The organism is Clostridium massiliamazoniense, assembly GCF_001403635.1.
Lineage (GTDB): Bacteria > Bacillota > Clostridia > Clostridiales > Clostridiaceae > Sarcina > Sarcina massiliamazoniense.
Genome location: NZ_LN879466.1, coordinates 579,430 through 593,600, shown reverse-complemented (window position 1 = coordinate 593,600; position 14,171 = coordinate 579,430). Strand labels below are relative to the sequence as shown.

The following is a 14,171-nucleotide window of genomic DNA, read 5'->3' as shown; positions in this document are numbered from 1 at the left end:
AAGCTTTTCTAAAAACTTAAGTAACATTTTTCTATAATTCTTATTCATAAACCTTTCCACTAAGAGAAGATTTATTTACAAAAGACTTTGATAATTTATCATATCTCTTCCCTAATTCATTGCCTATAAACCTTGCTCCAAAGTTTGGTAATATATTTACTAATACCCCTATATTCTTTTCTTTTAGAGCAGCTTTAAAAACATATTTAGCTAAAGCCACTCCACTTTCATTACTTTTATAATTTAAAAACTGAGAATTTTGTTTAAAAAACACTCCAGTATCAAAATATCTTTTATATAATTCCTTTAAAGTAAATACATGTGAGTGATATATTTCTGAATCACTACAATACTTTATTTTATATCCTGCATTTATTAATTTTTCTGCTAGATACATATCTTCATTTATTATTAACCTTTTTCCATCATAGCCATTTAATTTTTTATAAACACTAGCTTTTATAGCTGAAGATGCATCTGAATAGAAAAATGTTAATACTCCTAATCTATCTATATCAGCCTTTGAAACAATTCTACTTTCCTTTGGATAATTCTTTTCTCTAACATACTTCTCAATAGTATTGTTTTCCGGAAGCTGTCTGCTAAATGATGCTTCTGCTTCCCCATTAATTATTGGTAATACTAAATTTTTTAACCATTGATTATTTTTCATTTTTACATCTTGAGATATAAATACTATAATATCTCCATCACTAGCAAAAGCCATTTCTTCTCTAGTTTTACTATGAGAAAATTCTTCTTTTTTTATTTTTTTGTAATTAGCTTTTAAGTCCTTTAATATACCTTCTGTATTATCCTTACATTCTGTAAGCACATACCTTATTTCAACTTCATAATCCTTAATCTTTTCTTGTGATAAGAGTTTTTCATGCAACGGCTGTAAATAGCTCTTTGCATTATACAAAGGACATATTATAGATATTTTCATTTACATAGCCCCTTCTTTTTTTATAACTGATATTGCTGTTTGAAATATTATTTTAATATCTAACCAAAATGATCTATTATCTATATAGTACATATCCATTTGTACTCTTTCTTCATAAGTTGTGTCACTTCTTCCATTAGCTTGCCAGTATCCTGTTAAACCTGGTTTTACTGAAAAAAGTTTATCTGCATATTCTCCATATTTATCTATTTCCTTTTGTACTATTGGTCTTGGACCAACAATACTCATATCGCCTTTTATTATATTAATTAATTGTGGTAATTCATCTAGACTTGTCTTTCGTAAGAAATCCCCAGCTTTTGTGATTCTAGGGTCATTTTCTAATTTAAAATTCTTTTCGAATTCTGCTTTTTGTTCAGGTGTGAAATTTTCTAATACTTCTTGTGCATTTATAACCATAGACCTAAATTTATAAACACTAATTTCTTTTCTATCTTGTCCTATTCTTTTATGTCCAAAAAAAGCTGGTCCTTTAGAATCTAATTTCACCCAAATAGTTATTATTATATAGAATGGTGAAAAAACTATTAACCCTATGGTAGCACAGATTATATCAAATAACCTCTTCATAAATAGATATAAACTGCTTCCTCTCGCCTTTTGCAAATTCCTATTTTTTTCATTCTCTAATATTTGCATTTTCTTCCCCCTAAAATAAGTAGCTAAACACTAATTTTATTTTTCAATTAACTTAACACAAATTTTTCTATAACATGAGCAACCCCATCTTCTTCATTTGTCATAGTTACATAATTTGCTATTTCCTTTATTTCTGGAAAGGCATTACCCATTGCCACTCCAAGTCCTGCATATTCTATCATATGTCTATCATTACCAGCATCCCCCATAGCTATAACCTCTTTTTCACTTATTCCTAAATGTTCTGATAAAGCTTTAAGTCCCTCACCTTTGTTACCATCAACATTTAAGAACTCTAAGAAGTACGGTGCACTTCTCACAACAGTATATTTTTCATATAGGTCCTTTGGAAGCTTTTCTATAGCTCCTTCTAGAACTTCAGGTTCATCTATCATCATTATTTTTACGATTTCTTCATCAGCCCCCACTAAGTCGAAATCCTTTTCTTTTATCTTTATTCCATTTATAGTTGCCTCTAGCTCTGTGTATTTATTATTCTTTGGAGTTATAAGCCCTTCTGACTTTGAGAAAGCATGAATATTAACTCCAACTTCCTTACTTATATTATAAAGTAATTCTAAATCTTTTCCCGTTAATCCATTAGTTGCAACAATTTCTTTGTTCCCTACATTTTGAACTAAAGCTCCATTATAGCTTAATACGTAATCATCTTCACTTACTAAATCCAATTCTTCTAAATATTTAGCTAACCCCTCTATAGGTCTCCCAGATGCAAGAACTACCTTAACACCTTTTTCTCTTGCCTTGTCTAATGTTTCTTTTGTTCTATTAGATATGGTTTTATCCTCTTTTAATAGAGTTCCATCCATATCTAAAGCTATAAGCTTGTACATCTTATAATCTCCTCCTCAATCAAAGTGATATTTTCATTACTAATTTATTTACTGTTAAGTTTAATAATAAGCTTAACAGTAAAATTATAATACATTAAAGCAATATATTAAAATCAATAAAACCTAATTATAATGAATTTATAAATCGATAATAATTGAAGGAGTTTCTTTCAGTTTTTTGAAAATATTGCATTTGTATCTATAATTGATTATATTTATATTTCTAAATACTTTCAATAGGAGTTACGTATAATTTGATTTTTATTTAATTATATTTTATTCTTTGTTATTAGATTTCAAATAAAACATAGCTTTTTTAAATAAATCTTAATAATTTTTGTATTTTTTTGGAAAATATTGTAGTTCTATTCTACATTTTTTACTTTATAAAATAAAAGGTTATCTCACAGTTAAATTTTATTCTAACTAATGAGATAACCTTTCTATCTTAACTTTTTAACTATTACCAAAAGCAATGTACTTATTTAACTTTCTTTATTTCTGATAATTAACTAAATCTAACCTTTTTTTAACATCCTCTAATTCTACTAAATTATCTATTTCAAATATACTATCTTGTTCCAATTTTTCTATTTTTACATTTAAGTTTTTAATATTTTCTTTAACTATATTATCCCAATAAAGGTCTGTAAAATTACTATCTTTAATCTTTTCACTTAATTTATTGACTATAAAGTCTCCATCTTCTTCATTCCAATAAGATACTCCACAAAGTATATGACCATCCCCTGATGTTACATCTATATCCTTTATACCATTATCTTCACCATAAATTATTTTCCACTCATCCTTAAAACCTACTTTATATTCTGAAAAATAAGTTGAATATTTCATTTCATTTTTTAAGAAATTTTTATTTATATATACATCTGCATCTATTACATAACTATCTCTTAAATAATCTTTAACTAAATACATAGTATAAATATTATTGTATAAATTGTATTTATCATTATGAACTAACTTTACATTGTATTTATCGACTAAATAATCAAATTTCTCTTTTAAATACCCTGTTACTACTATTATTTCATTTATCCCTATTTCTAATAAGGCTTCAATTTGCCTTTCTAATAATGGTTTCCCATTAACCTCAATTAAAGATTTTGGTGTATGCTCCGTTAAGGGTCTTAATCTTGTCCCCATTCCAGCAGCTAGTAAAATTGCACGCATCTAAAACACTCCTTCTTATATCTAATGAGCAATTTCAACCTCTGTAATGTTATCCTCAGGTTGATATGCCACCATAAATGAACCAATCATTACTATAGCTCCACATAATAGCATTTTAAGTGAAAGCTCTCTTCCAAATAATATTTTGTCTAATACCATTGCCCAAACTACATAAGTTATATTAAGTCCCATAGCCTTTGTTGCTCCTAGCTTATGAATTGCCCCATAATAACATAAGTAAGATACTGTTCCCGCTAGAGCTGTTAAGATTATTAAAGTAATAGCTTCTTTTGTTGTAAAAGTTAATTTTACTAATCCATAACCCTTTATCATGGGAATAATAAATATTGAATATACTAAGGCTGAACTTATTTGCCTTAATTGTAAAGCTTCTGTTGGAGTTATTTCTTCATCCTTCATACCATAAGCACATATTACACATTCTGAGCCCCATCCAACTACAGTTAATAAAGCAAAGGCAACCCCTAGAAAATTCACACCCTCTCCTGAAACAGAAAAACTTGAGAGTCCTATACCAAATATGGCTAAAGCTAATCCAATCCAACCCCTTTTTCCTATTTTTTCTTTTAAAAATATAAATGCTAAAACTGCTCCTATTGCTGGATATAATGAAGATATTGTGGCAGCATGTCCAGCTCCAATATACTTAACAGCTAAATAATATCCTGTCATTCCAACAGGTCCACCTAAAACTCCACCTAACATAGCGTATCTAGCACTTTTAGTTTTTATAGCCTTTTTAAAAAATCTTCCTATTTCCCCTTTAAAGGTTAAATAAATCATAATCCAAAGACTTGAAAATAAATCATGTAAAAATACACTTACAAAAGGTGCTAAAAAAATAGCTTCCTTAGTTCCTATAAAAGGTACTAAACTTAATAAAACTCCACCTAATACTGTATCTAAGCCCCAAGTAATAGCTGAAAACATCCCTTGACCAAAACCGTTCACTTTAAACTTCATAAATTTCACCCCCCTTATTTATTTTTTACTTATTAAATTTTTAGTTATAAGCTAGAATCCTACATTCCTTTAGCTTTGTTAAATTTTTTATTGCTCTCTCATATCTCATTTTTCCGTAGTCCCCAAAATTATCTCCCTGTGCTTCCTTTACACATGTCCACAAACTCCATAGGAAATCCTGACATATTTTGTGGCATAATATTTTTATTTTATCCTTTTCTGTAACTTTGCTATTAAAATATGCTTTAAGAAACATTTCTTCTTCATCCTCTGTGAATTCACATTCAATAAAATGTGCTGCAATATCCCACATAGGATCATTAAGTCCTGAATATTCCCAGTCTATAAGATAAATTTTTCCCCATTTATCTTTTATAAAATTTTCAGGTACTGTATCAATATGACATGGTGCTAAAATAGCATCACAATCCTTCAATATATTTTCTATTTCTAATACATCCTTTTTTACTTCATTATAATTTTCATAATAATCTCCATTAGCCTTTTCTAACAGCTCTTCATAATGATAAATTTCTTTGAATACATTAAATTCATTTTTCATATTTATATTTGATTGATGCAACTCCTTAAGTAATTTTGCTATTTTTAATGCATTATCTTTACTTCTAGCCATTGCACTATTTATTGTTTCAGCACCTTCTATATATTTTGCTATTTTTATTCCACTTAACTCATCAAAAAAAACTATTTCAGCATCTATTCCTATTTCTGATGCTAGTACAGAATTCACCATTTCATTATGCCTATTTATCATACCTTCTGTTCCATTTCCAGGAATTCTAGAAATATAAGTATTATTATCTACCACTACCTTAAAGTTCTTATTAGTCATTCCTCCTATAGGTCTAATATCTTTTATATTTTTTATATCTACATCAATTGACTTACTTACTACCTCTTTAACATAATCTAACTTATAATCTATCTCTTTCTTCTTTATTCTAGGTAAAATCACTTTTTTGATTTTTTCATAATGTTTTTTATTATCTATTTCTCCCCAAACTAAATCCACAATCTTTTCATAACCAACCTTATACTCTCTAGATACATCAAGCATAGTGTATTCATAATTTATATATGGATTTACATTTTGTTGAAATTCCTCTAACATCATCTTATAAAGTTCAAAGGATAATTTACTTATCCCTATCATTTCTCCATCTATTTTATTAAATTGATGTATGTCCTTTGACATTTTAAATAAATAATTATTTCTTATTTCTACAAATGCCTCATCCCCTGAACCACTTTCATTAGTTATTAAAATACAATCTCTATGTGAACTTTCCACCACTGTCTTTATAGCATATTCTTCAAAAACTAAATCATTTTCTAATAATATAAAATCTCCATCAATTAATTTTTTAGCCTTTGCTAAAGATGCCATACTTCCAGTCCACTTATACTCTTCATTAAAAACTAAATTTATTTCTGGATGATTTTTTTCATACTCTTCGTAAAATTCCTTTTTATATCCAGCTACAATTATTATTTTTTCAATACCATTATTTTTTAATATTTCTATAGCTCTATCTAATACAGTATTTTCTTCTAAACTTAAAAAACTTACAGGTTTATCAAATTGAGTTTTTTTACCAGCAGCTAAAATTACAGCTATTTTAGGATTTTCATATTTATCATCACTATGAATATTAATACGAATTTCTCTAGCATTTTTTACACTATCCTTTAGCTCTTTAAAACTCTTTTCCGTTAATTTATAAAATTGTTTATTATTTATTTTTTCTATTTTTATATATTGTTCTTCTTCTAATTGTTTTATAGTTGCATTTACCTTACCTAATGAAACATTTAGATTGTTAGCTATCTCTCTTTGACTAAGATTATCTTTAGAATTTATTAACTTAAATAAATTTAATTTATAATCCATAACATTCTCCCTAAAACACCTTTTTAATTTTATTGTTCATTTTCTGAACAGTTATATTTTACCACTATTTAAATATATTTCTATGGAAAAATAATGAATTAATTATGAATTTATATTTTTTCTTCACCACAAATTCCATAATTTAACTTATAATAAATTAAAGACTTTATCAGAATTAAAATACTATCTAATAAAATGAGAAAGGAAGTTTTTTATTTTAATAACTCTCATTTCTTTCAAGTGACAAAGTATATTTTAATTGATATAATTAAATGTACTAAATTTGAGAAGTACGAAAATATTATTTTAAACACATATGGGGGTTTTCTTACATGCCAATTAGAATTGCTATTCTTGGTGGTCCAAGATGTGGAAAAACAACTTTAATACAGCAACTTTATGTTGATTTAAAAGTAAAAGGCCTTAATGTCGGTGCTGCAACTGAATATAGTACTGACTACCTAAAAGAAAAAGGAATGATTGAAACTATTGCCGAACAATATGGAATATATTTAGGTCAGCTTAAATTAGAACAAGATTTAGAATCATTTGATTATGCTTTAACTGATTATGCAACTTTTGTTCCTTATATATATGGAAGATTTATGTTAGGAGATAAAAAGAGAACTGTTAAAGAAATAGAAATTCTTAACGACCTTTATAGTCTTGCTTTACGTGATCTACCAAAATACGATCACATTTTCTTCGTACCAAGAGAATTTGGTTATGAAAAAGATGGTGTTAGATGGCAAGATGAAAAAATAGCATTAGCTATAGATGATGCTATTAAATTATTCTTAGATTCAGAACATGTTAAATACACTGTACTTACTGGAGAAACTAAGGAAAGATCTAAACAAATCATGTCTATTATTGGACTTAAAGAAAAAGAAGCTGTATGTTCAACTAAAGAAAAAAAATAGACAAGCTACTTTTTTCTTTTAGTTTGTAAAATTTTAAGAGATTATCTCGAATTAGAATTATATTTTATTTCGAGACTCTCTTTTTTTTGCCTTTAAGCAGCTAGATTAGCTTACCTAGTTCAAATAAAAATAACTATAATTATATAGAAATTTAAAAGATATCAAACTACCTTAATTTATCAAAAAATAAAATAAAAGAAACTATCCCACAATACTAAATTATAGTATTGCGAAATAGTTCCTTTAGATTAAAATTGTTTCGGGAGATGTTGTATCATAGTCCATGAAACATCTCTATTTCTGTATGTAGGCATTATCTCTCCTTGTTTTAATGCAACTGCTGTTTTACCAAAGGATTCTGATCTCCAAATTCCTGACACTGGACATTTTTCTCCTGTTACACTTTTCTTTCCTATCATTGGTCTTTCTTCTGCCTTTTTTTCACCTAACTTTTTAGGTAAGTATTGAATCATCTTCCAAGTTACTTCCTTATTTCTATAGCTTGGCATAGTTTCTCCAGCTATTACTGCAACAGCTGTCTTTCCATACTCTTCTGTTCTCCATATTCCTGATACTGGACAAATATTTCCTGTTAATATATTCTTTCCTATCATTCTTTCTTCCTCCTGTTTATCTATTTTTAAACGTTTACTATCACTATTAAAATTTTTTCCCCATACTAATATTCTACTATTTTAACTTTTTAGGTAAGTGTTGAATCATTCTCCAACTTACTTCTTTACTTCTATGTGATGGCATTATTTCTCCTTGCTTTCTTACCACTGCTGTTTTTCCATGTCCTTCTGATCTCCATATTCCTGATACTGGACATCTTTCACCTGTTAAACTTCTTCTTCCTATCATACTTTCTTCCTCCTGTTTCCTTTTTTTAATTTATCTTATAAGTTACTCTATTTAAACTACGTTTTTTACAATAATTAAATTTTAATTTTTAAAGCTAATTTTTATTAATTTATTATTTTTAGCTTTTGTTCCTTGCTACAATCTTAGTATATCATCAAATTAATTATTTGTGGGTTAATGTTGTGTAAAGAATATTATCTTTCATTTACACTTAATTCATTAATCTTATGATTTGTAAACTAATTCATATTTCAGTTAATATTTTATACATATTAGATACATTTAATAGTAAAATCCAATTTTTAAATATGTATTTTTCTTTAAATTAATTCCATTTTATTAAATATTATGTATAAAAATTATTTTTTTTATAAATTCGAAATTCTATGTATTTACATTCTCTTTTTCCCTAATATGAATAATATAATTTTCTAACTTGCAAATTTTCTATTTTTCTTCTTTTTTAATAATCAATAATTACTTATTTACCTTTTCTCTTTTTACTTTTAGTATTTTCCTTAATTATTAAATGTAAATTTAAAGTTGAAAATTCATCTAAATTAACTTTCTTCTATATTTGTTACTTCCTTTATAATCATAGATTTACTCTTTAACTTTATGATATAATGTTAAATTGAGAATATACAATTAAGTAAATTATTTAATTTAAATATAAATAAGTTCTAATTATTAATTTTAATCTTACCTTTATTACTATTCTTGTTTTAACTACTCTCCCATTGGGAATAATTATAGAATAAATTTAAGATTTCTTATAATTTAGAGCTTATAAACTTTAGGAGGATAAGATTTTGTCTAATTTAATTAATGAAATAAAGAAAAGAAGAACCTTTGCTATTATTTCTCACCCTGATGCTGGTAAAACTACATTAACTGAGAAATTCCTTTTATATGGAGGAGCTATTAGAATGGCTGGTTCTGTTAAGGCTAGAAAAGCTTCTACTCATGCAGTATCAGACTGGATGGAAATAGAAAAGCAAAGAGGTATTTCCGTTACTTCATCTGTTATGCAATTTAATTATGATGGTTATTGTATAAACATACTTGATACTCCAGGACACCAAGACTTCTCTGAAGATACATATAGAACTTTAATGGCTGCTGATTCAGCTGTTATGGTTGTTGATGGTGCTAAAGGGGTGGAAGATCAAACTAGAAAGTTATTCCAAGTTGCTTCTTTAAGAGAAATCCCTATATTTACTTTTGTAAACAAAATGGATAGAGAAGCTAGAGACCCATTTGAACTTTTAGATGATATTGAAGGTGAACTTTCTTTAAAAACTTACCCAATGAACTGGCCTATAGGTTCAGGTAAAGATTTTAAAGGTGTTTATGATAGAAACTCTTCAAAAGTTATTATATTTAGTGGTGGAAATCACGGACAAAGTGAAGTTGAAACAATTACTGGTGATGTTAATGATGATAAAATCAAGGAACTTTTAGGAGAACCACTTCATAATAAACTTATGGAAGATATTGAACTTCTTGATATTGCTGGAGATGAATTTGATTTAGATGCAGTTCAAAGAGGAGAACTTTCACCAGTATTCTTCGGTTCTGCTTTAACAAACTTTGGTGTTGAACCATTCTTAGCAGATTTCTTAAAGCTTACTACTTCACCACTTTCAAGAAACTCAAGTAAAGGTAAAATAGACCCTATGACTGAACCATTTTCAGCATTTGTATTTAAAATACAAGCTAATATGAATAAAGCTCATAGAGATAGACTTGCCTTTATGAGAATCTGTTCAGGTGAATTTAAAAAAGGTATGGAAGTTTATCATATGCAAGGTGGAAAAAAAATCAAACTTTCTCAGCCTCAACAATTCCTAGCTCAAGATAGAGAAGTTGTTGAAACAGCTTATGCTGGAGATATTATTGGTGTTTTCGATCCAGGCATATTCTCTATAGGTGATACTCTTTGTGCTGGAGGAGAAAAATTTAAATTCGAAGGAATTCCTTCATTTGCTCCAGAACACTTTGCTAGAATAAGACCTGCTGATACAATGAAGAGAAAACAATTCATAAAAGGAATAAGCCAAATAGCACAAGAAGGAGCTATTCAAGCTTTCAAAGAACTTCATATAGGTATGGAAGAAATCATTGTTGGAGTTGTTGGTGTTCTTCAATTTGAAGTATTAGAATACAGACTTAAAAATGAATATAATGTTGATATAAAAATGGACAGATTAGCTTACAGATATATCAGATGGATAGAAAATGATGATGTAGATCCTGAAACATTAAACTTAACATCAGATACTAAGAAAGTAAAAGACTTTAAAGATAGAAACTTACTTATTTTCCAAAATGACTGGGGAATAAGCTGGGCTCTTGAACATAACAAAGACCTAGTACTTTCAGGTGTAGGAAAATCAGATGACTAATATAAAATAGGGGGCTGAATCAAATCAGTCCCCTATTTTATATTACTTTTATCAGATAGCTAGAGGCTGTAATACTCCTACCTTCTATAGAAAACTCGACTCGCATTGCTCGCTGAGTAAGTTCCTATAACTAAATCAAGATTTAGATAGTCACTTAAGTAGGAGATAAACGGCCTCACGCTTCTAGATAACGACAACTAAGCATTCAGATGGAGTCAAAATTCCACCTGAATTAAATCTACGTTTATAAATATATTTCTTCATCTGCCGAGATAGCTATATAGGTACAAAATGCTGTGACCATTGAACTAGTACTAGAAGCTCTTTATTTTTGAACAATAGTTTCGTAAAAAAATTTCTATTGTTTGAACAAAGTGAGTTTGGAAATTTTAGAAACTATTGTAGAAAAAATATTAGAGCTTCTTTACGTAAGTGAGTGGTCACAAATGATGAACCTATATAGCTAGATAAAAGGCAGAGAGGATGTATCTGTACACTATAATTATGTATTTATTTACATTTATGTATATTTTATGTTTTAATTATTGTATAATGTTCTTATATTATATTTTAAGGAGACTTTTTATGAATTATGAAATGAAAAAACAAAGTTTTTTAGATGCTTTAAAAAAGTTAAACTTACTTCATACATTTAAGACATTAAAAGATACAGATAAAGAATTAATATTACAATCTGTTCAACCCTTAGAAAAAGATTCAGCTTGTGTAGTCACTGTTAGATTAGATGAAAGTTTTTTTAATACTATTCACTTTGTTCTTTGTGAGTTGAAAGGCAATGATGACAAATCCCATGAAGATTTAAAGGATATTATTTTAAATTTATTAAATGACCTTAATAAATACTCTTATTTCTTTAATTATTATTTAGATTCTCATAAGGATAAAGAAGCTATTGTAGCTAGAACTACTTATTTAACTACCAATGATAATTTTGTAGGTGATGAATTTGCTGGAATGCTTTTACCAGCTTTTAATACCTTACGTAGAGATTTTACTAAAATAATGAAGACTTTAAATTATAGTGAAGTTTCATAGTTTATTTTAATTATTAAGGCTATATCAAGTTAATTCTAAATTTAATTTGACATAGCCTTTTTATTTTCTTTCTATATTCTCTACTCTTCCACTAAGAATTTGAAAAAATAAACTTTTCTATAGCCTTTCCAACCCCTGAATTTTCATTAGTATCTGTAATATAATTAGCATTTTCTTTTATTAAATCAATAGCATTTCCCATTGCTATTCCAAGTCCTGCATACTTTATCATAGATAGGTCATTTTCACTATCTCCCATGCATATTACTTCCTCAGGTTTTATTTTTAATATTTCCGCTAATCTTTTTACTGCCTCTCCTTTAGATGTTCCCGCTGGCATTATTTCTACGTTATTTGGCCAAGAACTAACTACTTCTAAATCTTCAAAAGTTCTTAATTCTTCCTTTGCTTTAGATAATCTATCAATATATTCTTCTTCTATAAATATTGATTTTAATATTTTTCCATCATATTCATCATATATTTCATCTAAATTTACTTCTTCAAGGAATTTTATTCTTTTCTCTTCTGGTAATATTTCATTAGATACTTTATAAGCATAGTCTTCTGGAAATTTTACCCCTGATATAACAGTATCAAAAGTGTTGTAATATAATCTATTTAGTTTATGTTTTTCCCCTATTTCTTTTATTCTATAGTACTGTTCCTTGGTTAAAGTTGATTCATAAATCACTTCATCTGACTTAATATTTTTTATATAGCATCCATTTGATGAAATAACATATGTTTCTATTCCTAAAAGCTCTGAATGAACTAATGCTGACATATATAATCTTCCTGTTGTTATTGCCACAACTATACCCTTTTCCATAGCCTTTTTTATCATCTCTTTATTAAATTCAGAAATTTCATGCTTTGAATTAAGAAGTGTTCCATCCATATCTATACAAATCAATTTATATTTCATTTAAAATACCCCTTTCATATATTTCTTCAGCTTATTCATTAAAATTTATTTTCTAATGAAAATTTTTCCTTAATTAATCTTTTCTTTATTTTACTACATATTTCCTTAATATTAAACTTAATTACTCTTTCATATTATTACGACATAATAGTATTTTAATCCTTAAATTATACTATAATAATGATTTAAATTAATCACTCAAATGACTTTTTTTACATGTTATATATTTTTGATTATTTACACAATATATTTTTGTAAAGGAGGTTTTGATTATGAAAGATAAAAATACAACTACAAAGAAAAGTACAAATGACAATATCAATAGCTACAAAAATTTAAACAACCTACATGGAAGTACTGATAATAACTACGATATGGGAAATAACATAATAAACGAAGAAAATAAAAAAATCTATGGTAACAATTCAAATCTTTATTCTAAAGAATATGTTCCCAACAAAACTGATGTAAATAATAGCCCTATTGAAAATAGAGGATATTCTAATACTGGTAGAACTACAGGTTCTTATTCTACTGAATTCTCAAATTCTTCTAAAGACTATACACGTAGAACAGGTGATTTAGATAATACAAATAAATATGGAAAAAAAGAATCTTCTAATACTAATATAAGTATTGATTCTTCATCAGATTCTTTTAATAAATATGTGAAAGGGGAAAAATAATATGAGTGATGTAACTAAAAATAAAAACAAAAATAAAGGATATTCTAACACTGACAGAACTACTGATTCTTACTCTAATAATTTATCAAGCTCTTCTAAAGACTACAATACATATGGCAGAAATGATGTAGATAATATTAACAGAAGAACTTCTAATACTGGTGCTTATTCTACTGATTTCTCAAGTTCTTCTAAAGATTATACACAAGGTAGTAAAGATATAGGTAGAGCTGATAGAAGTGCTATTTCTTCTTCTACTGACTTTTCAAACTCTTTTAAAGACTATAATACTTATGGCAGAAATGATGTAGATACTATGACTAGAGGATATTCTGATACTGATATAACTTCTGGTTCTTACACTGACAACTTAACAAATACTAAAAATCATACATATAACAAAAGTGATATAGATAATACACTTAGAAATGAAAATAGAGGATTCACTAATGCTGATAGAGCTACTAGTACTTATGTTCATGATGTAAGTAGTTCTTCTAGCGATTATGTTCCTAGTAGAAATGATATAGATAATGCAACTAATTATGAAAATAGAAGATTCTCTAACACTGGAAGAACTACTAACTCTTACACTAATAACTTAACAAATTCTTCTAACAATGTTCCTATGGATAGTGTTTTAAGAGACTCTATAAACAATTCTACACAAAAACAAACTGATAAAAAAACTAACAAATGGGTTTATAGCTCAGATGATAATCTATACTAATTCTTTTATTGCTTTAAGGAGTG

Annotated in this window: 14 protein-coding genes; 5 read left to right on the top strand and 9 right to left on the bottom strand. The window is 27.4% G+C overall.

Features of this window, described 5'->3' with window-relative positions; all coding sequences use genetic code 11:
- Positions 1-40 precede the first annotated feature (40 nt).
- The 6 genes from ARA19_RS03595 to ARA19_RS03570 form a co-directional block, all read right to left on the bottom strand.
- On the bottom strand, positions 41-949 hold the full coding sequence (locus tag ARA19_RS03595; RefSeq protein WP_055069573.1) for a glycosyltransferase family 2 protein: 909 nt from the start codon (positions 947-949) through the stop codon (positions 41-43).
- The gene (locus tag ARA19_RS03590; RefSeq protein ID WP_055069572.1) at positions 950-1,609 is read right to left on the bottom strand and encodes a sugar transferase; all 660 of its coding nucleotides are present in this window, start codon (positions 1,607-1,609) and stop codon (positions 950-952) included.
- Positions 1,610-1,656: 47 nt separating this feature from the next.
- A complete protein-coding gene (gene yidA, locus ARA19_RS03585) occupies positions 1,657-2,463 on the bottom strand; it encodes a sugar-phosphatase (RefSeq protein WP_055069571.1) in 807 nt (268 codons plus the stop codon).
- A 495-nt stretch (positions 2,464-2,958) separates the two neighbouring features.
- A complete protein-coding gene (locus ARA19_RS03580; RefSeq protein ID WP_055069570.1) occupies positions 2,959-3,657 on the bottom strand; it encodes a sugar phosphate nucleotidyltransferase in 699 nt (232 codons plus the stop codon).
- 21 nt (positions 3,658-3,678) lie between these two features.
- Positions 3,679-4,641: a DMT family transporter gene (locus ARA19_RS03575; protein ID WP_055069569.1), complete on the bottom strand. Its 963-nt coding sequence runs from the start codon at positions 4,639-4,641 to the stop codon at positions 3,679-3,681.
- Between the two features lie 40 nt (positions 4,642-4,681).
- The gene (locus tag ARA19_RS03570; RefSeq protein WP_055069568.1) at positions 4,682-6,553 is read right to left on the bottom strand and encodes a phosphotransferase; all 1,872 of its coding nucleotides are present in this window, start codon (positions 6,551-6,553) and stop codon (positions 4,682-4,684) included.
- 332 nt (positions 6,554-6,885) lie between these two features.
- Between ARA19_RS03570 and ARA19_RS03565 the strand changes: the two genes are divergently transcribed.
- Positions 6,886-7,476 carry an ATP/GTP-binding protein gene (locus tag ARA19_RS03565; protein WP_055069567.1) on the top strand — a complete coding sequence of 197 codons (591 nt, stop codon included), beginning with the start codon at positions 6,886-6,888 and terminating at the stop codon, positions 7,474-7,476.
- Between the two features lie 248 nt (positions 7,477-7,724).
- On the opposite strand, the gene ARA19_RS03560 is transcribed toward ARA19_RS03565, so the two are convergent.
- Both ARA19_RS03560 and ARA19_RS17405 read right to left on the bottom strand, forming a co-directional pair.
- Positions 7,725-8,090, bottom strand: coding sequence for a hypothetical protein (locus tag ARA19_RS03560; protein WP_055069566.1), 366 nt, complete (start codon positions 8,088-8,090; stop codon positions 7,725-7,727).
- A 76-nt stretch (positions 8,091-8,166) separates the two neighbouring features.
- Positions 8,167-8,340, bottom strand: a complete 174-nt coding sequence (locus tag ARA19_RS17405) for a hypothetical protein (RefSeq protein ID WP_157452217.1) — start codon at positions 8,338-8,340, stop codon at positions 8,167-8,169.
- Positions 8,341-9,152: 812 nt separating this feature from the next.
- Here ARA19_RS17405 and ARA19_RS03555 point away from each other — a divergent pair.
- Positions 9,153-10,748 (top strand): peptide chain release factor 3, encoded by a 1,596-nt coding sequence (locus tag ARA19_RS03555; RefSeq protein WP_055069565.1) that lies wholly within the window; start codon positions 9,153-9,155, stop codon positions 10,746-10,748.
- A gap of 585 nt (positions 10,749-11,333) precedes the next feature.
- Positions 11,334-11,804, top strand: coding sequence for a hypothetical protein (locus ARA19_RS03550; protein ID WP_055069564.1), 471 nt, complete (start codon positions 11,334-11,336; stop codon positions 11,802-11,804).
- A 91-nt stretch (positions 11,805-11,895) separates the two neighbouring features.
- On the opposite strand, the gene ARA19_RS03545 is transcribed toward ARA19_RS03550, so the two are convergent.
- Entirely contained in the window at positions 11,896-12,732 is an 837-nt protein-coding gene (locus ARA19_RS03545) for a Cof-type HAD-IIB family hydrolase (protein ID WP_055069563.1), read from the bottom strand.
- 272 nt (positions 12,733-13,004) lie between these two features.
- On the opposite strand from ARA19_RS03545, the gene ARA19_RS03540 reads away from it, so the two are divergent.
- Positions 13,005-13,418, top strand: a complete 414-nt coding sequence (locus tag ARA19_RS03540; protein WP_055069562.1) for a hypothetical protein — start codon at positions 13,005-13,007, stop codon at positions 13,416-13,418.
- Between the two features lies 1 nt (position 13,419).
- On the top strand, positions 13,420-14,148 hold the full coding sequence (locus ARA19_RS03535) for a hypothetical protein (RefSeq protein ID WP_055069561.1): 729 nt from the start codon (positions 13,420-13,422) through the stop codon (positions 14,146-14,148).
- Positions 14,149-14,171: the final 23 nt, after the last annotated feature.